17 protein-coding genes, 1 tRNA gene and 1 pseudogene are annotated in these 22,339 nt (G+C 44.2%); 5 read left to right on the forward strand and 14 right to left on the reverse strand.

The features are described from left to right. Window positions 1-121 precede the first annotated feature (121 nt). A pseudogene (locus SWH54_13385) lies at window positions 122-505 on the reverse strand (transposase). A 328-nt stretch (window positions 506-833) separates the two neighbouring features. After that, complete coding sequence (locus tag SWH54_13390) at window positions 834-3,470, reverse strand: trypsin-like peptidase domain-containing protein (protein ID MDY6792249.1); 2,637 nt, start codon at window positions 3,468-3,470, stop codon at window positions 834-836. 625 nt (window positions 3,471-4,095) lie between these two features. Between SWH54_13390 and SWH54_13395 the strand changes: the two genes are divergently transcribed. From SWH54_13395 to SWH54_13405, 3 genes are read left to right on the forward strand one after another with little or no spacing between them, the layout of a single operon-like run. Then, window positions 4,096-5,214, forward strand: coding sequence for a 2-hydroxyacyl-CoA dehydratase family protein (locus tag SWH54_13395; protein MDY6792250.1), 1,119 nt, complete (start codon window positions 4,096-4,098; stop codon window positions 5,212-5,214). A 13-nt stretch (window positions 5,215-5,227) separates the two neighbouring features. Then, window positions 5,228-6,466, forward strand: coding sequence for a 2-hydroxyacyl-CoA dehydratase family protein (locus SWH54_13400; GenBank protein MDY6792251.1), 1,239 nt, complete (start codon window positions 5,228-5,230; stop codon window positions 6,464-6,466). 15 nt (window positions 6,467-6,481) lie between these two features. After that, window positions 6,482-7,270, forward strand: coding sequence for an acyl-CoA dehydratase activase (locus tag SWH54_13405; GenBank protein MDY6792252.1), 789 nt, complete (start codon window positions 6,482-6,484; stop codon window positions 7,268-7,270). 14 nt (window positions 7,271-7,284) lie between these two features. Here SWH54_13405 and SWH54_13410 read toward each other — a convergent pair whose 3' ends face one another. The 5 genes from SWH54_13410 to SWH54_13430 all read right to left on the reverse strand — a co-directional run bounded on the left by SWH54_13410 (window position 7,285) and on the right by SWH54_13430 (window position 11,553). After that, window positions 7,285-8,202 carry a nitroreductase family protein gene (locus tag SWH54_13410; protein MDY6792253.1) on the reverse strand — a complete coding sequence of 306 codons (918 nt, stop codon included), beginning with the start codon at window positions 8,200-8,202 and terminating at the stop codon, window positions 7,285-7,287. A 184-nt stretch (window positions 8,203-8,386) separates the two neighbouring features. Further along, the gene (locus tag SWH54_13415) at window positions 8,387-9,049 is read right to left on the reverse strand and encodes an MBL fold metallo-hydrolase (protein ID MDY6792254.1); all 663 of its coding nucleotides are present in this window, start codon (window positions 9,047-9,049) and stop codon (window positions 8,387-8,389) included. A 477-nt stretch (window positions 9,050-9,526) separates the two neighbouring features. After that, window positions 9,527-10,705 (reverse strand): cysteine desulfurase family protein, encoded by a 1,179-nt coding sequence (locus tag SWH54_13420; protein ID MDY6792255.1) that lies wholly within the window; start codon window positions 10,703-10,705, stop codon window positions 9,527-9,529. A gap of 98 nt (window positions 10,706-10,803) precedes the next feature. Beyond that, window positions 10,804-11,319 carry a Fe-S cluster assembly scaffold protein NifU gene (nifU, locus tag SWH54_13425; protein MDY6792256.1) on the reverse strand — a complete coding sequence of 172 codons (516 nt, stop codon included), beginning with the start codon at window positions 11,317-11,319 and terminating at the stop codon, window positions 10,804-10,806. Window positions 11,320-11,479: 160 nt separating this feature from the next. After that, window positions 11,480-11,553: transfer RNA gene (locus tag SWH54_13430), tRNA-Gln, on the reverse strand. A gap of 227 nt (window positions 11,554-11,780) precedes the next feature. On the opposite strand from SWH54_13430, the gene SWH54_13435 reads away from it, so the two are divergent. Further along, complete coding sequence (locus SWH54_13435) at window positions 11,781-12,440, forward strand: protein-L-isoaspartate(D-aspartate) O-methyltransferase (GenBank protein ID MDY6792257.1); 660 nt, start codon at window positions 11,781-11,783, stop codon at window positions 12,438-12,440. Next, window positions 12,441-13,022, forward strand: a complete 582-nt coding sequence (locus SWH54_13440; GenBank protein MDY6792258.1) for a YqaA family protein — start codon at window positions 12,441-12,443, stop codon at window positions 13,020-13,022. It begins immediately after the preceding gene. 348 nt (window positions 13,023-13,370) lie between these two features. Here the strand turns inward: SWH54_13440 and SWH54_13445 are convergent, their stop codons facing one another. From SWH54_13445 to lpxC, 7 genes are all read right to left on the reverse strand, one after another. Then, complete coding sequence (locus SWH54_13445) at window positions 13,371-15,542, reverse strand: vitamin B12-dependent ribonucleotide reductase (protein ID MDY6792259.1); 2,172 nt, start codon at window positions 15,540-15,542, stop codon at window positions 13,371-13,373. A gap of 58 nt (window positions 15,543-15,600) precedes the next feature. Beyond that, window positions 15,601-16,092: a pantetheine-phosphate adenylyltransferase gene (gene coaD, locus SWH54_13450; GenBank protein MDY6792260.1), complete on the reverse strand. Its 492-nt coding sequence runs from the start codon at window positions 16,090-16,092 to the stop codon at window positions 15,601-15,603. An 89-nt stretch (window positions 16,093-16,181) separates the two neighbouring features. Further along, a complete protein-coding gene (rsmD, locus tag SWH54_13455; protein MDY6792261.1) occupies window positions 16,182-16,736 on the reverse strand; it encodes a 16S rRNA (guanine(966)-N(2))-methyltransferase RsmD in 555 nt (184 codons plus the stop codon). A gap of 182 nt (window positions 16,737-16,918) precedes the next feature. Next, the gene (locus SWH54_13460; protein ID MDY6792262.1) at window positions 16,919-18,274 is read right to left on the reverse strand and encodes a sigma-54 dependent transcriptional regulator; all 1,356 of its coding nucleotides are present in this window, start codon (window positions 18,272-18,274) and stop codon (window positions 16,919-16,921) included. Window positions 18,275-18,299: 25 nt separating this feature from the next. Beyond that, complete coding sequence (locus SWH54_13465; GenBank protein MDY6792263.1) at window positions 18,300-20,522, reverse strand: ATP-binding protein; 2,223 nt, start codon at window positions 20,520-20,522, stop codon at window positions 18,300-18,302. A 50-nt stretch (window positions 20,523-20,572) separates the two neighbouring features. Further along, window positions 20,573-21,130 (reverse strand): DUF4390 domain-containing protein, encoded by a 558-nt coding sequence (locus tag SWH54_13470; protein ID MDY6792264.1) that lies wholly within the window; start codon window positions 21,128-21,130, stop codon window positions 20,573-20,575. Window positions 21,131-21,208: 78 nt separating this feature from the next. Continuing rightward, window positions 21,209-22,114, reverse strand: a complete 906-nt coding sequence (lpxC, locus tag SWH54_13475; GenBank protein MDY6792265.1) for a UDP-3-O-acyl-N-acetylglucosamine deacetylase — start codon at window positions 22,112-22,114, stop codon at window positions 21,209-21,211. Window positions 22,115-22,339: the final 225 nt, after the last annotated feature.

The raw sequence follows: 22,339 nt of genomic DNA on the forward strand, positions 1-22,339 counted from the left end.
CCTACTATAACTCCATTCGGCTGCATTCGACACTCGGTTATAAAACTCCGTTCGCCTATGAAAAAGAACAATGCCGCAAAGCGGCTTAACAAAAAGTGTCCGGTTTTACTTGACCACAACATTTTAACAGCTCTTCGGCTCCGGCTTCACCTATCCGTTTCCTCCAACGGGTCATACTCGAAGGATTGATCGGAAGCTCATGTTCAAACCATTTCATGCCGCTGAAGTATTGCCAGTATGGGTTTTCTATCCAGGTGGCCACCACATCCTCATCACTGAGATTATGCGTGTACTTCAGATAATGCAGGGCTACCATCAAGCGGGTGCTAACGCCAGGCCGTCCATTATCCGGACAATAGGTTGATCCGAACAATTCATCTAAGCGATCCCATTCCACCACTTTGGCTAATTTGACTAGCCCGTGGCTTGGATTAATGATGTTGGATAATGCCGACCGAAACAAATCCCTTTGCCGATTTTTCTGGGGTGTTTTCTTTGGTTTCATGCTTTATAATTTGCAAGGTTTTGGGGTTAAATGTCTGAAAGCTTGCAAATTCTATAGCATATTTTGATAACTATTTCCAGTTATTTCAAATAGAAATATACTTTTTCAGTGCCGACTAATTATCATTTCGCTTAGGGCTGATGGTACCACCCTTCTGTCTGATAAAAGTTACCAGATGGCCCGTCATCAGCAATGCTTTGCCGGACAGATAGATCATTCTTTCCTGAGAAAATGAGGCGCAGACCTACAATGTACGCGATAGTGCCCTGTATAATATACCGAGTCAGATTCCTCATGGATTTTTCTTGCTGGGAGGTTTGCCTGCCTGTTACCTGCCTTCCAAAAGCTGATAAGTAATCTTAAAGGGTTTCCTGGAATAAAAGTCAATATTCATCAACCGGTCTGACTCGCCGTGTTTGATAATGGGAGCGCTGTAGCCAAACAATACCACCTCAATACCACCTCTTTTGGTTTTGATATCCTCCCGCCAAATAAGAGCGTTTTTTTCTCGTTTAGCCAAGTTCCCCTTGCCCAGCTTATCCGTCAATTCCTTCTTCGATTTTAACTCATCTCGAATACGGCTTAAAATGCCGGACGCATTTGAACCCTTCGGCTCGACACCGACACCTTTAATTTTCCATTTCTTTTTGTCCGGATAAATTCCTTCGAATCCCAGGGCGATCCATTTTTTATCCCCGCCGTTATAATACATTCCGGCGGTAAAACGAAGGGATTGCGGGAGTTCTGATTCAGGAATGGAAAATTCAATGCCGAGCGTTTTAAAGGTGATCATCATACCCCCATTTTTCTGTTTCTCAAAGCCCACATCTTTCATAAGCGGTAAATTCTCGGCCAAACCTTTTTGGTAATAGTCCTGCAGCGCATCTACACTCCAGTAGTTTGGAGCAACAAGAATGGAAGATAGGACATATTTGCTGTAGTTTTCTCTTAGCACGCTAAGCAAAACATCTGAAACAGTATAGTAAGGAACACTCAAACATAGGGTACCCTGCGGAAGCATGATGCAGTAGTTATCAACGGTCGTGTTTCCAAACAGCTTAAAGGAAAAAACGTTCCAGGATCTTCCCAAAATGTCTTTAAAACTGCTTTCAACAATTTCTTCTTCGAAATTCTTAATTTTAAATTCCCTTTTGGCATTTGGGCGCAGATAGTAAGAATCGTAGGAACTGCACAGTAATCCTTTTCTGGCCAAAACCTTCATGACGGTCCTGGCTGAAGCCTGCCTGGCAGCCTTCCAGTTTGCATCATCTGCCTTATGCGTTCCCAGGTATTGGGAAACCGGTCTTCGGGAAAAACGCTCCAGGCGTTCTTTGGAATTTGAAGAGCCGGAACGATAAAGAACGGAACAGGTAGGGTCACCCAGTTCTAAATCCGTATTTAAGGTCAACACCTGGGCATTGGCTTTATAACTATACCTGTTTTTCGTTTTAAGTTTCTTTTTAAATTTATTATAGCCATATGACTTCATGGGGGTAAGAATTGCCATTTTTTCTATAATAAGCTGATGGCCTTCTTCAGGTCTATAATACAGTGCATCTATATTGGTTTGATAGGGGATAATTACCGGGGTGGCTTCAGTGACCTGCGATGCCCAATCCTCTGTCACAAGTCCATCTTCTTTGATTTTTGCCTGTACTTCCTGAAATTTATCTAAAGTGGCAGTGTTGAATTTAGAGATTAATGCCTCATAGTGGTCGGGAAGACCGGCAGGAACATCTACCTGGGCAACAATATTTTTCAGGGGCAGAATTAAGTCAGGGTTTTCAAACCATGTGTTCGATATGGGCAAATACAGCAAATAGGCCAGATTATTGGGATGATAATTCAGCAGATTGCGGGTTTCAATTTTAACTTTTTTTGTATCCAGATTGTCAACGAACCGGTCTCTTCCTTGAAGAAGATTTTCCGAACCCGTACCTAAATTGTAATTTTCAGCCATGGTACTGGCAAAGACCAATGCAGTGACCTTTCCGTACTCATCAACAAGCGGTCCTCCGCTGTTACCGGGACTGGCGGCCGCAGAGTAGCGAATAAATTCGACCTCCGGATCGTCGGGATCTTTGGTTTTGCTGGCCATGATTCCATCTCGGATGGCAATTCCCTCTCCAGCCACGTTACCAATGGTATAAACCTTTTCTCCAACCTTGGCTTCTTTCGGGCTTATTTCCAGATAACCATACTCCTTTAGGCTGGGTGCCTGCAGATAAAGGAAATCTCTTTTAATATCAAACCCCAGCACCCTTTCCACCTGATGAAGCTTTCCGTCATGGGTTTTCAATTTGAATTTAATATCACTGTCCACCAAAGCCAATCCGTGGAGACAATGGTTGGCGGTCAATACAATTCCCGGCCCCACAATAAATCCGGTACAGTAGCCGATTTCATCTTTAAAATCTTTATCATCTACTCCGGCATATTTCTTAAGATCCCTTATGGCTTTAGGATCTTTTACTTTGATAAATTCTACAATTTTCGGTCTGACAAACTTAAAAAGGGTATTTGCATCCATGGGACGTTCAGAGATGGTGTAGTAGTAAATCGCACCCCCTGCAATCAGCAAAAGTATAATGGTGGTAACCATTGCAATCAAAGGGCGATGCGATTTTTTCCTCTCCTTACGACCGGCTGAAATATCTGCAGTTTCATAGAGCACCGTTTCGCTATAATCCACGTAATCTTCCGTGACCAGCTCGACTTGATTTTCAATTTCAATTTTACTTTCGTTGGTGATTGAAATGGGGTCTATTTTGTAATGGATATGACCGACCCGCAAATCCTGATACCACCATTGACCATCTGCAAAAAAAATTTTTGCATGCGTTCGGCTGATAAAATCATGGGAGATCTGGATATCATTACCCTTGGCTCGCCCAATGGTATATTCACCCGGCTTAAGGTCTTTTTGAATGATTGACATTCCAAGGTAACGAATGATGATTTTCATATTTTCCCCCTTTTGAGTATTTTTGCAAAAATCAAATCATTGTCAAACACAGCATTGTCTTTTACAATATATTCAATAGAAACAAACAGTCATTTTTCAATCTTAGCCCGGTTCGACCAGGGAATCGCCTATTGCCCGTTACCAGACTTAACAAATGAGATCGGTATGTGACATGCCCCCTATCTTCTCAGTTAAACCCATTCAGACAGAGACGATCATCGTCGCCGTGGGATTCTGTCCCTTGGGGCTGGCTCAAATCTAATTGAAGTCCGCCTCAGGCGGACCGTACGTCCATTTCTATAAAAAATTGCTATGTATGGTAACGGGCCAATAGGCGATTCCCCGGTCGAACCTTAGGTTTCATGCTTCGATGTGCCCAACCGGAAATGAATATTTATGGGAAACAGTATAGATGTAAAGAAATGATATAAAAATGTCAAACAGAGACTTGTGTTAACATGGGAAATTCAGGAGACAGGCAGGGTTCAGGAAATGGTGCCACACTGCGGTGTAAGCAAAATCAGTGTATCATTTTGAGTTTGACATAACAGTCGTGTTTTATATAGGCTAACGGCGCGCGATAATACGGGAAAAACCTATGCTGTTCGCTAAAGGAGTTTGGTCAATGGCAAAATTTGATCTTTTTTATGACATTATGAACCATCCGGGTCAGTATGCCCTGAGCTGGAAAAAAAAAACCGGTAATAAAGTAATCGGCTATTTCTGTTCATATGCACCTGAAGAAATTATAACGGCAGCCGGCGCTCTGCCATTTAGAATCCTGCCCGGATCAACAAGCATTTCAAAAGCGGATGCGCATCTGCAGTCTTACAGTTGCAGTCTTGTTCGCGGAGCACTGGAAGATGCCTTGAACGGAAGGCTTGATTTTCTTGATGGGACTGTCTTCCCCCATACCTGCGATTCGATCCAACGGCTTTCCGACATATGGCGCATGAATGCCGGTTTCAAGTTCCATGCAGATGTGTTGGTACCGGCAAAGCTGAACACCCCAAGTGCGGTGGAATATATGATAAGTATTCTCGCCCGGTTTAAAAAACAACTGGAAAAACTGACGGGTACCGAGATTACTGTAGAAAAAATGAAAGAAGCCATAAACATATACAATGGCATAAAGACACATCTTTCTCAGCTTTATGCCATAAGAGGGGATGCACCCGGCGTGATCAAAAGCAGCGATATCCATGCCGTATTCAAGGCCGCAATGGTTATGGATCGAAAACAGCTGCTGGAAGAACTTGAAAGGCTGACCACCGACCTTGAGGGAAAAAACCATGCCCCTGAACCGGCCCAAAAAAGAATCGTCCTGAGCGGCGGGCTGTGCAGTATGCCTGATATATATAAGACCATAGAGGAATCAGGCGGTGTGGTGGTGTGGGATGACTTATGTACAGGATCAAGATATTTTGCAGGAGAGATTAACTCCCAGGAAGAACCTTTAAAAGCCATTTCCACCCGATACATGGAAAGAGTCGTGTGCCCGGCAAAACACAAAGGCATATTCAGCCGCGGCGAGTATCTGATTGATGCGGTCAAAAGTAACAGGGCCGACGGGGTCATATTTTTCTTGTTAAAGTTTTGTGATCCCCATGCCTTTGACTACCCCTACATGAAGGAGATGCTGGAAAAAGAGAACATTCCGTGTGTGCTTTTGGAAGTAGAAGACCCGCTTCCTTCGGAAGGGCAGATCAATACAAGGTGTGAAGCGTTTATGGAAATGCTGTAAAAAGGAGACCCCTATGCCGGATCCGAATAAAGCGATAGATCCTGAAGTGGAAAAAAGAAAAATAAAGTCAGTCAAGCGTATGAAAGAGATCATGACTGAATATTATATTGAAGCCAAGACACCCAAAGAACAGACCGGCAAAAAAATCGCCTGGATTACCAGCGGCGGACCTGTTGAACCCTTGATTGCCATGGAAGTGATACCCGTATATCCGGAAAATTATGGAGCAATGATCGGTGCAAGTAAAATGGGAACCGATCTTTGCCAAAAAGCCGAATCAATGGGATATGCCGGTGATCTGTGTTCCTATGCAAGGGCTGATATCGCCAGCGCGACGGTCAACGGTGGCCCCATCGGAGGACTTCCAGAACCCGATATGCTGATTTGCTGTAACAATATCTGCGGAACCGTCCTTAAATGGTACGAAGTGCAGGCCCGATACTATCATGTGCCGCTTTTCATTCTGGATACCCCTGTCTGCCATACGGAATTTTCTGCTGAAATCAGGCAGTACGTGGAAAAACAGGTAAGGGAATACATACGCTTTCTAGAAGACGTGTGCGAAAAAAAGTTTGATTATGACAAAATGGCTCAAGTCGGTGAACTTTCCGTCAGAGGGCAGGAACTCTGGCAGAAGGTTCTCGACACGACCATGAACCGGCCATCACCCATGACCTGCTTTGATGCGTTTTTTCATCTTGCCCTGATTGTTACCTTGAGGGGCACGCAAACGGTGGTCGATTATTATGAAATGCTTCTGGCCGAGATGAAGCAGCGGATAAAGGACGGTATCAGCATGGTCCCGGATGAAAAGTACAGGCTGCTGTGGGACAATCTGCCCATCTGGTACAGGACCCGCTGGATGTCTGACAAATTTGCCGCCCATGGCGCCTGTCTGGTGGCGGACACCTATACTTCAGGATGGTGCAGTTCCCTGAAATATATGGACAGAGCCGATTTCCTGGGATCTCTGGCCGAAGGGTACACCCGAATTTTTCTTAACACCGGCACCGATCAAATGGCAGACAATATCCTGGAAATGGCAAAAAAATATAGTGCGGACGGGCTGGTGATGCATTCAAACAGAAGCTGCAAGCCTTATTCTTTCGGGCAGTATGATATTCAAAAAATAGTGCAGGAAAAGATGCACATACCCACCTTGGTGATTGAAGCAGATATGGTTGATGAGAGAATTTTTACTGAAAGTCAGATTGAAACCAGAATAGATGCATTCATCGAAATGCTGAAATAATTTATAGGGGTGGAAATGATAACTGTTGGTGTAGATATAGGGTCCATCACTGCCAAAGCGGCGATAATAAAAGATGAAAGTATAGCAGCCACAAAAGTTATTTTAACCGGCTATAACGCACAAACTGCAGGGACCCAGGTGTTGGAAGCTGTTTTGGCTGATGCAGGCATCGATTCTTCACAGGTGGATTGTATGATTGCAACAGGCTATGGAAGACACCGCGTGACTTTCGCCGATAAGGCGGTCACCGAGATTACCTGCCATGCAGCAGGGGCTCATTTTCTTGATCACGATGTTCGTTCCATCATCGATATCGGCGGGCAGGACAGCAAGGTGATCGTCATCAATGAAAACGGCAAAGTGATCGATTTCGCCATGAACGATAAATGTGCCGCCGGAACAGGTCGTTTCCTGGAAGTCATGGCAAGGGCCCTTGAAGTCGACCTGGATGAATTCGGCCACATGTCTCTTAAGGCGGACAATACGGCGGCCATCAGCAGCCTGTGCACCGTGTTTGCTGAATCTGAGGTTATTTCATTGATTTCAAAAGGTGAAAACCGGCCAAACATTATTGCCAGCATACATGAATCGATTGCATCGCGGGTGGTGGCCATGGGAAACCGAATCGGTCTGCGTGAACCGGTGATGATGACAGGTGGTGTGGCAAAAAATATCGGCGTGGTCAGGGCCCTGGAAAAAAAGATCAACACCACCATAAAAGTATCCAAAAATGCCCAGGTCACCGGCGCTATCGGAGCCGGGCTGATTGCAGCCACGCAGAAGGGAAAAGGCGGTGAGGAATAAAAACTGCGAAATCATCAACACAGGGCGATTGTCCGAATCAAAGCGGGTTTCCTCCCTGTCACATGGATATACTTCTCATCCGGATAACCCACCGCAATCACTGCATACACGCGTTCATCTTCCGGCAGCTTGATAAGGTCACAAATTTTCCTGTCCCTGTTCATGGCACTCACTGCAAATCCGATCAGGCATGTTCCCAACCCCAAGGCATGAGCACCGAGCAGGATGTTTTGCGTTGCCAACAGGGAGTCTTCCGACGGACAACTCGCCTCTTTTTTTGCTGCAACCAAGATAGCCGCCGGAGCCCCGTGAAACAGGAGATCTTTTCCCTTCTCATCCCAATCGGCCAATCCCTCTTTTATCCTCTGGTAATAATTTTCATAGTACCAGCTCAACTCGGGTTTTCCGGCACATTTAAGTAGAAATCTCAGCCAGAAATTTTCAGACAACCGGTTCAGTTTCTCATAAAATCGCTTTATTTTAACACCCAATGCTTCAACCGACGAACGGTTCGGGAGAATACTGAACGACCACATCTGACAGTTCGATCCGGAAGGCGCGGTAATTCCGATCTTTACCAGATCGTTCAGCAGTGTTCCCTCTACCGGTTTTTCCAGATAATTCCTGCAGGACCGCCTGGATTGCATCAGGTTAACCAATCCCACAATGTCATATTTACCGTGGGGCAGCCATTTCCTTTCCGCCTGAAAACCTTCAAAAACAGACAATGACTCATCAATCCCGTCTACGGTAACCGCTCCGGATACACAAGCCGCCCTGCAATGATCGCACACCAGGGAATTATCCCCGGTAATGCAGGCTTTGTTGTTCTGCAAGGAGATGGTATCCTGCGGGCAAACTTTGACACACTCCCCACAACCGATACAGATTTCCCTGTCGATAGCGGTGGTCACTGTTCTATCCAATGTCATATGTAGTCACTCCGTTTTTTATCCTATAGTAATTGTCATAAATTTTTATACCCGACTGGGCACAACGATGCAAACCCTAAGGCTCTTCCGGGCAAACAGCCGATTTCCCGGATGAATCGAACTGATATTAAAAAACAAATATTTATTTCTAATAAACATATTCCGTTCTAAATGAGGAAACTGCCTATATAAACTTAAACCAAAATTCTTCGACCTGTCTGAAATTTTCCTTTACCTCCCCGGCTCCTGAAACGATTTCTTCATGTCCGGGCAATAACCAATCCACGTCGAGGCATGAAAGCCGTTTAATGCTTTCTTTAAGCAGTTTGCCGTCACCGCCTGGAAGGTCGGTGCGTCCGACGGCATCATTAAAAATCAGGTCACCGGTAAATAGTACTTTTGATTGCGGCAAATAAAGGGAAACGGAACCGGGAGAGTGGCCGGGAGTATGAATAACCTGAAGTTCAATTCCACTTACCGGCCGGTCGCCTTCCTTGAGAAATAAATCAGGTGAAATGGAGTCAAGATCAATACCCATGGTACCCGCCTGCTTTTCCATCGATTTGACAAAATCCCATTCCTTTTCATGCAGGGCAAAAAGTGCCGACGTATTTTTAAATAGTTCAACCGCTTCGATGTGATCCGGGTGGGCATGGGTGCATAGGATAAGGCCTATATCTTCAATTCCCAGACCCAGCTCGGCAAGTCCATTTTCCACATGACCGAACATGCTCTTATGTCCCGGGTCAATGAGCACACGGGTCGGGCCATCAATTAAATAGGTGTTGCAATTATTCGCCGTCATTGATTGCCAGAGAAAGGCATGGATATTGTCTAATACCTGCATAGTCATATTCCTTTAGGCTCATTGGAGATATAGGTCATATCACTGATCGGGGAGTTTCTTATCAATGGCCTTTTTGGTAAACCGATTGATCTTTAATGATTGCTATTTGTTCGTCCGGAGAAGCGCCCATTTGCCCGTATCCGCCTTAACAAATAAGTCCAGCGCTCTGTACACGCCCCCTGTCTTCTCAGTTAAATCCATACAGGCAGAGACGATCAACGCTGCCGTGGGGTTCTGTCCCTTGTGGCTGGTTTAAATCGATCCTCAGCGAGATTGCTGCCGTCGTTAGTTTCTCGAAATTGTTGTTCAGGCGGATACGGACAAATGGGCGCTTCTCCGGACGAACTGAGTAGAAGATTGAAAAATTCCCCGACCCATATAACTCATGATATAATTTGAGCCTGTCGAAGTGAAACATAGATCCCGGTCATCGGGGAGACAGAAATCGGGGGAAAGTGCCGTTTGGAAAAGGCCTCACTATGTTGCCCGGTTAATCTTGTTATATAAAGGTGAAATATCCCTTAAGGTGGTGACCGCATTTTTCAGGGCAGCTAAAAAACGGTCCACATCTTCTCTGGTATTATCCACTCCTAAAGAAACAACCAGCGTGCCCTGGGCATCCGCGTGATTGAGACCCAGGGACATCAGGACATGAGACGCTCGAAGGGAACCGGTGGCACAGGCGGATCGGGTGGATACGGCAATATTTTCATCATCCAGCATCAGCATCACACTTTCACCTTCAATGTACTTTAAGGAAATTGAAATCAGATGGGGAAGGCTGAACTCAGAATGGGTATTGATAATGTACTCATCAATATAATCCGGAAGCTGGGTTAAAATCTTTTGTTTTATCCCTTTGAGATGGGCCATTCTTTTCTCCATATCCTGCCTGGCAAGCTGCGCCGCCTTGCCCATACCGATAATCCCGATCAGGTTTTCCGCCCCTGCCCGCTTGTTGTGCTCCTGGACACCGCCGTCTAAGAGCGGAAATACACGGGTACCTCGGCGGATGTATAATCCCCCGGCCCCTGACGGCCCGTAAAACGTATTGGAGGCAAAACTGAGCAAATCGACCCCCAGTTTTTGCACGTCAACCGGCACGATACCCACGGAATCGACCGCATCGGTATGAAAAATAATCTTCTTCTCCCGGGTAATTTTTCCTATTTCTTCAATGGGCTGGATGGTTCCGGTTTCATTATTGCTGTGCATGATTGAAACCAGAATGGTTTCATCACTAATGGCTTCAGCCACATCCTGAGGGTTAACCCGGCCTTGATGGTCCACGGAAATGGAAGTCACCTTGTAGCCATTAGATTTCAGCCTGCGAATACTGCGGATAACCGCATTATGCTCAATGTTTGACGTAATAATATGTTTACCCTTATCTGCATTGGCAAGGGCGACACCCTTTATGGCATGATTGATGGATTCCGTACCTCCTGAGGTAAAAACGATTTCTTTGGACAAAGCACAGTTGATCAATTCTGCCACAGACTTGCGGGCCTTTGCCAGAGCATCCGCAGCCTGTTCGCCGCCTTTATGCTGGCTGGAAGGGTTGGCATAATCCTGTTGAATGGCCTCTATCATCACCTCTTTAATTTCCGGCAAAATCGGGTTTGCCGAAATATGATCCAGATTAATGATTTTCATATTTATGACTCCTGAACAGGAAAAGGCCGGGAGGATAGAAGGCTTTTGGGTTGATCGCCTCCCGTTTTCCGGCCTTCCAGCTTCCAGGCCTCTTGATTCTAATGATGGTGTTCCTCAAGATTTGACTGGCAGGCCTCACAAAATGTGACACCCTCCTGAATCTCGATATCACAGTAGGGACAGTAACATTTATCACCATGGGTGTGTTCGTGTTTTTCCACACGGATAGGTGCAGGTTTTGTTATTCCGGCCCTTTTATCTTCATAGTCTTTGATGGCCAGTTGCAGTGCATCGGCTCCCAGGTTGGAACAGTGAAGTTTGTTGGTCGGCAGGCCCTCCAATGCTTCGGCCACATCCATGTTGGTAATGTTTTTAGCCTCTTTTAGGCTTTTCCCCTTGGCAATTTCCGTAAGCATGCTGGACACGGCAATGGCTGAGCCGCACCCGAAGGTCTGGAATTTGATATCCTCAATGCAATCGTCTTTTATTTTAAGATATACGGTCATCATATCCCCGCAAATGGGATTTCCGACTTCCCCCACGCCGTCCGCATCTTCTAACACACCCACATTTCTCGGGTTTCTGAAGTGATCCATCACCGTTTCATTATACATTAAGAGTGCCTCCTTCAAATCACGTTTTTATCTGCAATATTATAATCATTTTTCCCTCATAGTAAAGAAAAGGAATTCATTTGTCCTTGGCGGGAGACTGATAGGAAAGGGCTTCGAGAGGGAAAGCTGATCGGCAAGCAGATAAAAACGACTTTATAATTGGCTGAGGGACCAGGATTCGAACCTGGGTTAACGGGGCCAGAACCCGTCGTCCTGCCGCTAGACGATCCCTCAGCAGATAAGAATAAACACATACACAAATGCATAATACCAGTCAAGACAATTTCTATGTTTTGAACATAATTTACCGCTGACGGCCAAGGGTTCATTTGTCTAAGATGAAAAATCTATATTGTTGACCGAAACCCTCTTATTTGATAGAAAAACAGGGAACGATTACAGGCCGGAAATTGCACAAACTTCTCTTTCTAATCGGGGTGAATAGATACGAAAAACCGGATATGATAGACGATTCCATAAAACATAAACGTCAACGAAAAGAAATGGTAAAAAGACAGATTGTCGCACGTGGAATAACGGATGAAAAAGTGATCACCGCCATGAGCAATGTACCCAGACATCTTTTTGTCAGCGAAGCGCTCACAGATCAGGCGTATGGTGATTTCCCTCTTCCCATCGGAGAACAGCAAACCATATCCCAACCTTATATTGTTGCCGAGATGACCCAGGCGCTGCAACTTGGTAAAGAAGATCGCGTCCTGGAGATTGGAACCGGCTCAGGATATCAGGCGGCCATTATTGCCCAAATCGCCTATCGTGTTTATACCATTGAAAGGATACACTCACTTCTACTAAAGGCACGCAGTCTTTTTGACAAACTTTTATACCATAATATCATCACCCGGTATTCCGACGGAACCAGCGGATGGGCAGACGAAAGCCCTTTTGACGCCATCATCATTACTGCAGGAGCTCCGTCCATTCCGCAAACACTGGTTAATCAGCTCGCCGTGGGAGGACGTATGGTGATACCTGTGGGGGATCGGTACTCTCAGGAATTGATTAAACTTCATCGGGAAAAGAACGGAATCCATAAAACCAACCTGGGCGGATGCCGGTTTGTCAAACTCATTGGTGAACACGGCTGGAGAGAAAAATAAATGCTTCGCCGTCTTTATGAGTGGGTACTGCACTGGGCTGAAACACCTTATGGATCATGGGCGCTATTTTTTTTGGCCTTTTGCGAATCCTCTTTTTTCCCTATCCCTCCGGATATACTTCTTATCGCTCTTGCTGTTTCCATTCCAAAAAAATCATTTAAATATGCCTTGATATGTTCCGTGGGATCACTTTTAGGGGGGTGTCTGGGTTATTTGATCGGGTGGCAGTTTATGGCCGGCATCGGGGATAGAATTATTTCTTTTTACGGCCTGGGTCAAAAATTTGAATACATTAAAGAGTTGTATATTGCCTATGATGCATGGGCAATTGGTATTGCAGGATTTACTCCCATCCCTTATAAGGTGTTCACTATTTCCGCCGGTGCTTTTAATATCAATTTTGCGGTATTTGTTGTGGCATCCCTGGTTTCCAGATCTGCCCGCTTTTTTCTTGTCGGAGGGCTTATTTACTTATTCGGGCCAGGGATTCAATCCTTTATTGATAAATACTTCAACATTCTGGTGGTGGTATTTACCATCCTTCTGGTAGCTGGTTTTATCATAATCAAGTACTTTTTTTAAATGAGGGGGCGGGGAGTTTCTCTTCAAAGGTTTTTTGGCGAACCGTTTGCGCTTTAATGATTGTCAGCGGTTTGTCATGCAATCGCCTATTTGCCCGTACAAGTCTTAACAATAATTTCAAGAAACCGGCGTTCGGTCCGCCTCACTGAGGCGGACTGAGATTAGATTTGAACCAGCCCCAGAAAAAAGATTCCCACGATAGCGATGATCGTCTCTGCCTGTATGGACTTAACTTAGAAGATAGGGGGCAGTTGAAGGGGGCTATAATTATTTGTTAAGGCTTGTACGGGCAAATAGGCGATTGCCTGACAAACAGAGCAAAGATTGAGAAACTCCACGGTTTCTCAGTTAACTGCACCTGGAAAACCCGCACGAATGGCAAACCAGGCAGCCTTCTTCATGAGACAATACGCTGCTGCATTCAGGGCAAACGCCCATCATCGGTTTGTTTTTTTCTACAAAATTAGAATCGGTGATATGATTCAGGATCTGGGCAATGGCATCCGGGCAGGACAGCACCTGCTTTCCATTTTGCCATGCGGAATGCGGGCATCGGATGCCGATCAGCTGTTTGACTATGGCATCAACTTTTACTCCTGACCGCAAAGCAAGAGATATCAGCCTTCCTGCAGCTTCAATTTGAGAAGAAGCACATCCCCCGGTCTTTCCCATCTGGGCAAAAACTTCGCACATTCCTTCCTGGTCGGAATTAACAGTCACATACAGCTTTCCGCATCCGGTAGAAATGCGTTCAGTGACCCCGCTGGTACGTTCCGGTCTGGGCCGAGGCAGGATTTTTTCAGCTTCGTCCTTCTCCCTGCCGATATTCAAGACCTGCCTAAGCCGGCTTCCGTACCTGTAAATGGTAACACCTTTACACCCGTGGCTGTGGGCAAGAAGATATACTTGTTGGACATCTTCCCTGGTCGCGTCCGCAGGAAAATTAACGGTCTTTGAAACCGCATTATCGGTATATTTTTGAAATGCGGCCTGGATTTTTACATGCCACTCGGGCGAAATATCATGGGATACCCTGAAAAGTTTTTTTATATGCTCCGGAACCTGGTCAATATTCTGCAGGGAACCGGCGCTTGCCACCTCACCGGCAAGAGAATTGCTGTAAAATTTTTCTTTTTTGGCCATTTTAACAAACAAAGGGTGCATTTCATATAAAGAAGTTCCGTCAAGCACATGCTTTTCATGGGAAACGGCAAAGACAGGTTCTATGCCACCTGACGCGCCAGCGATTATACTGAGAGTGCCGGTTGGGGCAATGGTGGTGGTGGTCGCATTTCTCATATAGGGTGTGGAAGGGTGATCAAATATACTTTTTTTGTACGCGGGAAAATTCCCCCTCTTTTTCCCCAGCGCAGCAGATGCATTCTTCGATTCCTGTGAAATGGTCGACATCACTTTTTCTGCCATGGAAACTGCCTCAGCGGAATCGTAGGAGATTCCCAGTTTCAAAAGCATATCTGCAAATCCCATTACACCCAGACCGATTTTTCGGGTTTTTTTGGTTAATTCCTCAATACTGGGCAGAGGGTACTTATTAACTTCGATCACATTATCGAGAAAATGGACGGCATCGAAAACTGTTTTTTTAAGCCGCTTAAGATTAAGCTGATTGCTGGTGATCATTTTTGCAAGGTTAATGGAACCAAGGGTGCAGGATTCATAAGGCAACAGAGGTTGTTCCCCGCAGGGATTGGTTGCTTCAATATTTCCCATCTCCGGTGTCGGGTTATTTTGGTTGATGCTATCAAGGCAAATAATACCGGGCTCACCGGTTCGCCATGCAGAATCTACAATTAATTCAAATATCTTACTTGCGGAGACACGTCTGGCAACTTTTCCTGTTCTTGGGTTGATAAGCTCGTAGTCGGCACCATTCTTAAGTGCCTCCATGAAAACATCGGTCAGGGCAACCGATATATTAAAATTATTCAATTGGTCATGGTCATTTTTTGACATAATGAATGCTTCTATGTCAGGATGATCCACGCGCAGTACCCCCATATTGGCACCTCTGCGGGTCCCCCCCTGTTTGACGGTTTCAGTCGCCACGTCAAAAACAGCCATAAATGAGAGCGGGCCGCTTGAAACACCTGCTGTTGATAAAACCACATCCTTGGCAGGACGAATTCGGGAAAAGGAAAATCCGGTTCCTCCCCCGCTTTTATGTATCATTGCGGTGTGTTTCAATGTCTGGAAAATACTTTCCATAGAGTCTTCAATGGGAAGCACGAAACATGCGGCAAGTTGTCCCAATCGTCGCCCGGCATTCATCAGGGTGGGTGAATTTGGCAAGAACCACATGTCACCTAACATTTTAAGAAACTTTTTTTCTGTTTTTTCCACATTCGCACCGCTTTCAAATATTGCATCTGCTCCGGCGATACTTTTTGCCACCCTGGTAAACAGTCCCTCGATCGTTTCTTTAATATTACCGCTGCTGTCCTTTTTTAGATAGCGCTTTTTAATTACAACTTCGGCATTTTTTGAAAGTGATATTTTCATGGTTGCTGTATGTGGGAAACCCTGAGTTTTAAAACCAGGTGTTTCAGCTGTGGATTCTTTATTTGTCTTTTATACCGTACTTTTCTTTTAATTTCCGGTTGACCAGAGGAGGGACCATGCCGCTCACGTCACCGCCAAACCGTGCGGCTTCCTTTATTATTGACGAACTGGTGAAAATCCAGCGAAGGCCGGTCATCAGGAAAACGGTTTGAACTTCTCTATTCAGGCGGCGATTCATCAGTGCCATTTGAAACTCATATTCGAAATCAGATACAGCTCTCATGCCGCGGAGTAATGCACAGGATTTCTTTTGAGCCGCATAATTTACCAAAAGCCCGTCAGAGGTGTCCAACTCAACATTGGAAAAATTTTGCAGGCTTTTTTCCAGCATATCAATTCTCTCTTTAATGCTAAAAAGATAATCTTTACCGGGGTTGTATAAAATGGCAACAATGATCTTATCAAAAATCTTTAGTCCCCGTTTAAGAATATCAAGATGTCCGTTTGTCACCGGATCAAATGAACCAGGATATATGGCAACTTTTTTCATGTAGTGACGGTCCTTTAAATATTCATGTGATTTGACTGCAGCCATCGGTAGTACTGTTTATGAATAAGCACCGAATGGCAACACAAAAACTATATCACATAATTTAAAAATGATACAAGCGTTTTTCCGTATTTCCTCTGATCGATGATTTGAAAAACCGGCGGTTCTGTTGGAATCGGCTCACGTACAGAATGCTCGATAATGATTAAGCAACCCTTTTCCATGCAGCCGCTAAGGTGAAGGTTGAGAAAAGATGTTTTTAAGAAATTTTTATCATAGGGCGGATCCATAAACACAAGATTAAAAGGGGGATTTGAGCGTTCAAGGCAGGTTAAATTATTGATAATGTCCCATTTAATCACTTTTGCTCTGTCGCCAAGGTGGCATGATTTAATGTTTTCTCTTATGGTAAATACAGCGCTGTTAGAGATATCAATCAATACGGCAAACTTTGCTCCCCGGCTTAACGCTTCAATGGCAAAAGCGCCGGTTCCGGCAAAAAGATCCAATACGCAATTATACTGTGCTTTAAAGGCAATGATATTAAATATTGCTTCGCGAATCCGATCAGATGTCGGCCTTGTTTTTACCCCTCTAACCGAAAGTAGTTTTCTGCCTTTTAAATCGCCACTGACAACTCTCAAATCCTTATCCTTAAGAAATGTTGTAACTCAGGTGTTTAGGTTAAAGACTGAAGGCTGAAAGGGTCAGAAAAGAACGATTGCCGTACTTCGGCAGAATGTGACTCATGTATCTAACATGGCTTTAAAATGCGCTTTTTCCTAAAAGTCTTCAGCCTTCAGCCTATCCACCTGTGCTACCTTTATTATTTGAATTTTTTAATTTTTTTATGAAGATAACTCCTCCCCACTCCGATTGCTTTTGCTGTTTTGGTGATATTGCTATTATTAAGCTGGAGTTTTTTAAGTATAAATTCTTTTTCAAAAGCTTGTTTGGCTTCCTTAAAATCATCCATCATTAAAAGCTGCGGTTCAAGCAAATCCGACTGTTTGATCCCGCCGGGGTGATAGGAATCAGGCAAATCGCTTTCTTCTATTATCTCCTTTTTTACCATAATGGTCATCCGTTCTAAAAGATTTTTCAGCTCCCTGACATTTCCCGGCCACGGATAAGCGCACAACAGGTCCAAGGCTTTGGGCGCTAATTTTTTTTGGGAGGTTTGATTCTGCTTGGCAGATTCGGCAAGAAAAATATCCACCAAAAGGGGAATGTCGTCACATCGCTGCCGCAAAGCGGGAACATTGATCGGTATCACATTCAGGCGGTGGTAAAGATCCTCTCGGAAACTTCCCTTTTCAATTTCTTCTTCAAGCCCTTTGTTGCTTGCAGCAATGACCCTGACGTTTACACTTAGTGTTCTGCTCCCACCCACTCGGTGAAATTTCTGCTCCTGAAGCACACGCAAAATCTTAGACTGTGTTTTTAAAGTCATGTCACCGATTTCATCCAGAAAGATAGTTCCGTTATTGGCCATTTCAAATCGACCGATTTTTTTTGAGGTTGCTCCTGAAAAAGCGCCTTTTTCATGACCGAACAACTCGCTTTCTATTGATTCATCGGGTATTGCCGCACAGTTGACGGCAATAAGCGGCTGATTTGCCCTTGGGCTTAACTGGTGTATGGTTCGCGCGACCAGTTCTTTACCTGTTCCGTTTTCGCCTGTGATCAGGATGTATGTCTCGGTGGGAGCGGCTGTTTCTATTTGTTTCCTAAGCAATTCGGTCGGTGTGCTTTTTCCGCTTATGGAGTTTTTTTCGATCGTTTTTTTTCTAAGGTATCTGTTTTCTTCTTCCAGTCGCCTGAAATCCAGGGCATTGTTAATTGAGACAATGACCTTGTCGATGGAAAGCGGTTTTTCAATCAAATCGAATGCCCCGAGTTTGGTCGCTTTTACAGCGGTTTCAATATTTCCATGACCGGTGATAATGATGACCTGGATATAAGGATTGCCTTTTTTTATTTCTTTTAACGTTTCTATGCCATCAATGCCGGGCATCCATATGTCTAACAAAACCAGGTCCGGGGATTGACTATCGATGATCTTCAATGCTTCATATCCATTTGAAGCGGTTATCACTTCAAACCCTTCATCAGAAAGTAGCCCCCCTAGAGATTGCAGAATGGACGGTTCGTCATCAACAATTAAAACAGATGGAAACATATTTTTTTCTCCTTGTCTCTGGCCGTTACACGGGCAGTTCTATCACAAATTTAGCGCCGTGGGGAATGTTATCCCTGGCGCTTATCATTCCGCCATGGTCAGCAATAATTGAATTTACAATGGTAAGCCCCAGACCCATACCGGTTTTTTTGGTTGAAAAATTTGGCTCAAACAGACGCGTTTTATCTTCATCGGAAATGCCAACACCATTATCTGCGATTTCCAAACGCACTTTTTTTAAGATGGGATCATGGGCCAAAGAAATAACGATGTTCCCTTTATCTTTTATCGCGGAAACGGCATTGTCAACAAGATTAATCATCGCCTGCTTGATCTGCTGGCGATCAAGGTTCAGAGCGGGAATTTTTTTGGGGAAGTTCGTTTTAAACGTAATATTTTGATATCCTTCTTTATAAAGTGCGATTGTTTCTTTGATAATCGGAAGTAATTTGCAGGGTTTCGGATCTGCTGTGGGAAATCTGGCAAATGAGGAAAATTCGTTTACCAGATTTCGAATCAATTCGGAATTGTCAATGATCATTCGGATGCACTCATTAAAAACCGGTGCGGAAAGCTGCTCGGAATATTTCCGTTTAAGACGTTGAGCCGAAAGCGTAATGGGCGTTAAGGGATTTTTTACTTCATGTGCAATCCTGCGAGCCACTTCACGCCATGCCGCCATCCGCTGCCCTTTTTCCAACTCTGTAAGGTCATCAAATAACATCACAATGCCCACATGACTCCCGGTATCGTCCTTAAGTGCATTGGCATTAATCAAGAAGCTCCGTGACCTCCCTTCGATAGATACCCGTAAAGGCAATTCGACGGCATCTTTCTTGGAGCTGGTAATATCTTCCATGACTTCTTCCACCAGTTGAAGAGGTTGTCCGCGCAGCAGATTTTTATAACTCTTTTTCAAGATATCTTCGGATTTAAGATTTAACATCTTTTCCGCCGATTTGTTTGCCGTGGTAACGTATCCTTTCGAGTCAAGCGTGACCACGCCGGCAGAAATGTTTTCCAACACGATCTCCATGTATTGTCGCCGTTCTTCATTTTCAACATTCTGCTGCTGAAGCATCAGAGCGGAAAGTTCCAGTTGCTCGCGGCCAATACGTAAATCTTTGGTCATCTTGTTAAAGGCTTCGACCAGGCTACCTATTTCATCGTCAGCCACAGGATCGATACTAAAACCAAGCTCTCCTTCGGCCACCTTTCTGGCGCCTTCAGCAAGCTCTTTTATGGGAATGCTGATTGATTTGGCCATGTAAAACCCGAACCATATGGCGCAAAACAGCACCAGAAATGCGACTATGGACAGCGATATATAGTAGGTAATCTGAATCGGTTTTTTTAGCAGTTTAATCTGCTGGTACTCTTCGAAACCTCGCGAAATCGATTTCAGGTTCTGAGAAATATAAGGAGGGATCATAGATGTCACCACCACAAAAGCCGGTTTATCATCAGGCTTTGCGCCAAAAGGAATGGTCCCGATGGTTTTGACAAGTTCTCCTGTTGTAATTTTTTCGGTGATGGACCAGGCGTCTTGGGGGATAATTTTTTTAATAAGATCATCGGCAGGCACCTCCTTGAAAGGGTTTTCCCCCAACTCCGGTGAAAAAGCGAGCATGAGACGCTTTGAGTTTGCGGAATAAATCTCCACGGCATCAAAATTGAATGCTCGCTGGACCACCTGAACGTAATTGGAAAGGGCTTTTTTTTTATCCGGGTTTAAAAGTTTTTTGGCCTTTATCTGGTATGCGATTCTTTCCAGGAAAAACCGGTTGTTGTCTTCTATCCTAGTATACATACTTCTGCCCACGGATAGTGATTTTTCCAGGGATTGCTCCACCGGAACTTTAAACCAAAACTCCATGCTGGCTGTAATAAAATTGATGGAAAATAAAAAAAGTACAATGGTTGGCAAAAGGGTGAGGGAGATAAAGGCCACCACCAGCCTGGTGCGGAGCTTTGCTCCAATTACCTTTCGCTTTCTGTCATACAGCAGTTTTACCAGATTTCTGAAAACAAGATATATTAACAAAATTGCCAACAGCAGATTGATATTAATCAAAATAAACATCAAAACGGTGTTGGAAACAGGAAAGTCGGCACCAAAATGTATGATTCTGCTTTCGGCAAAAGCCAGCAGGGAGACGATGACAATAATAATACCAATCAGCATGACTTCACGCTTTCGCCGTTTGCGATCCTGGTCGATACTGAATGGCTTTATATTTTCGTTCATAATGTTGCGGTGAGAGAGTAACGGCAGTTTGGTATACTATCGGATGCCTTTTAGTATATAAAATCTATGGTATACCAATCGGTTTCAAAATCCCATAGAGAAACAAAAAACAGGACATAATGCAGATAAAACGGAAGGGTTAGTTTGCTAACCTCAGCCTTGGCTCTGGTTTGATACCGGCTTCCTTTTTCGAGCTTGCTTAATAAGACAACCTCCAGGCTGTCAATCTCAGTCATCAGCTTTTGGGCTTGCTGAAAAGATTTGGTTACCACAGGTTTGCTGTTTTTCCACGGTCTGTCAACGGTAAATTCCTTTTTCAAAGTATCGTATTTTACCGTATGGGTGACTTTTATGTCGGCGATACTCTTATCCGGCCAGAAATTTCGAACTCTGTATAAATTCACATAAAATGAAAAAGTCGCCGGTGCTCCACTTAAAATAGCCTTCTTCAGTTTTTCTCTGAAGGCGCCTTCCACATTGAAATATATGAGGAGATCGTCACGTGTATTTGAGATATTTATATTTACCAGTTTTGCATCCTGGGCAAAAGCAGGCGTCTGAAAAAGAAAGAGCGAGCTAAGAAGTATGATAAATATTTTTCGATTCATTAGATGTGTTATATCAACATATAAAAGATAGAGAAGGACTACAAAAATATTCCATCCGAATTTATATCGAAAACTCTCTTAAATTGCAAGAGATTTTGGTCGCAATTGTTCAAGTTCCGCAGAATCGTTGATTGTGCAGGTTTCCCATGATTTTTTCTGGGAAAAGAATTTTTCAAGAAAGGCATGGTTAAAGGCGTGTCCTGACTTAACCACAATCAAATGGCCTAAGACCGGCATTCCAAGCAGGGAAAAATCTCCGAGGCAGTCAAGAATTTTGTGTCGTACGAATTCATTTTCGAATCGCAAACCATCTTCATTCACTATGCTGTCCTTATCGATCACCACTGCATTTTCCAGGGAGCCTCCAAGGGCAAGGCCATAACGTTTCATATATTCTACTTCATGCAAAAAACCAAAGGTTCTGGCCCTGGAAATGGTGCTTTCAAAGATTTTATCCGACAAATCTATGGAATAGGTTTGTTTCTTTATCAGGGGATGATTAAACTCAATGGTGTAGGTAATTTTAAAAGTATTGGAAGGATATACGCAAACCGACTTATCCCCTTCTTCGAGCGCAATCGGTTTTTTTATCAAAAAAAAATGCCTGGGTGCAGACTGCTTTTTTATTCCCGCCTTTTTTATCAGATCGATAAAAGGCGCGGCACTGCCATCCATGACAGGAACTTCGTAGGCGTCAAGTTCAACCAAGGCATTATCTATTGAAAGACCTGCAAAACTGGCCATCAGATGCTCTATGGTTGACACAATACACCCGTCACTCCCTATAACGGTTGCAAGGCTGGTATCCACCACCTGGTTAAAATGTGCGGTGATTCCGGGATTGTTAAGAAGATCTGTCCTAATAAATTTTATGCCATGGTTCACTGGCGCCGGTTTAATCACTAAATTCACCTTCTTGCCTGAATGAAGGCCAATGCCTGTGCAATTTACCGGCTGTTTAATGGTTCTTTGGCTAAAATACATTGTTACGGTATATAATATGAATAAATTCTTAAAAAGCCGAATCCATCAGCTTTCAGCTTTTGGATTCGCTCTATTGTTTAAAGGATAAATAAAGATTGTCCTATATAATATGATCTGTTATAAATTTCAACCAATAAAATAGTGGCCCGTTTGCGGTTACCGATGGTACAATTTGTGGCTGAAACAGGCAAAAAGCAGATGAGCCTAATGGACGCTTGGGAAAAT

Source organism: Thermodesulfobacteriota bacterium (assembly GCA_034189135.1).
Taxonomy (GTDB): domain Bacteria; phylum Desulfobacterota; class Desulfobacteria; order Desulfobacterales; family JAUWMJ01; genus JAUWMJ01.

Coding starts and splice junctions, on each gene's coding strand:
- SWH54_13390 (MDY6792249.1), bottom strand. CDS start 3,470: ATGAAAATCATCATTCGTTACCTTGGAATGTCAATCATTCAAAAAGAC.
- SWH54_13395 (MDY6792250.1), top strand. CDS start 4,096: ATGGCAAAATTTGATCTTTTTTATGACATTATGAACCATCCGGGTCAG.
- SWH54_13400 (MDY6792251.1), top strand. CDS start 5,228: ATGCCGGATCCGAATAAAGCGATAGATCCTGAAGTGGAAAAAAGAAAA.
- SWH54_13405 (MDY6792252.1), top strand. CDS start 6,482: ATGATAACTGTTGGTGTAGATATAGGGTCCATCACTGCCAAAGCGGCG.
- SWH54_13410 (MDY6792253.1), bottom strand. CDS start 8,202: ATGACATTGGATAGAACAGTGACCACCGCTATCGACAGGGAAATCTGT.
- SWH54_13415 (MDY6792254.1), bottom strand. CDS start 9,049: ATGCAGGTATTAGACAATATCCATGCCTTTCTCTGGCAATCAATGACG.
- SWH54_13420 (MDY6792255.1), bottom strand. CDS start 10,705: ATGAAAATCATTAATCTGGATCATATTTCGGCAAACCCGATTTTGCCG.
- nifU (MDY6792256.1), bottom strand. CDS start 11,319: ATGTATAATGAAACGGTGATGGATCACTTCAGAAACCCGAGAAATGTG.
- SWH54_13435 (MDY6792257.1), top strand. CDS start 11,781: ATGATAGACGATTCCATAAAACATAAACGTCAACGAAAAGAAATGGTA.
- SWH54_13440 (MDY6792258.1), top strand. CDS start 12,441: ATGCTTCGCCGTCTTTATGAGTGGGTACTGCACTGGGCTGAAACACCT.
- SWH54_13445 (MDY6792259.1), bottom strand. CDS start 15,542: ATGAAAATATCACTTTCAAAAAATGCCGAAGTTGTAATTAAAAAGCGC.
- coaD (MDY6792260.1), bottom strand. CDS start 16,092: ATGAAAAAAGTTGCCATATATCCTGGTTCATTTGATCCGGTGACAAAC.
- SWH54_13460 (MDY6792262.1), bottom strand. CDS start 18,274: ATGTTTCCATCTGTTTTAATTGTTGATGACGAACCGTCCATTCTGCAA.
- SWH54_13465 (MDY6792263.1), bottom strand. CDS start 20,522: ATGAACGAAAATATAAAGCCATTCAGTATCGACCAGGATCGCAAACGG.
- SWH54_13470 (MDY6792264.1), bottom strand. CDS start 21,130: ATGAATCGAAAAATATTTATCATACTTCTTAGCTCGCTCTTTCTTTTT.
- lpxC (MDY6792265.1), bottom strand. CDS start 22,114: ATGTATTTTAGCCAAAGAACCATTAAACAGCCGGTAAATTGCACAGGC.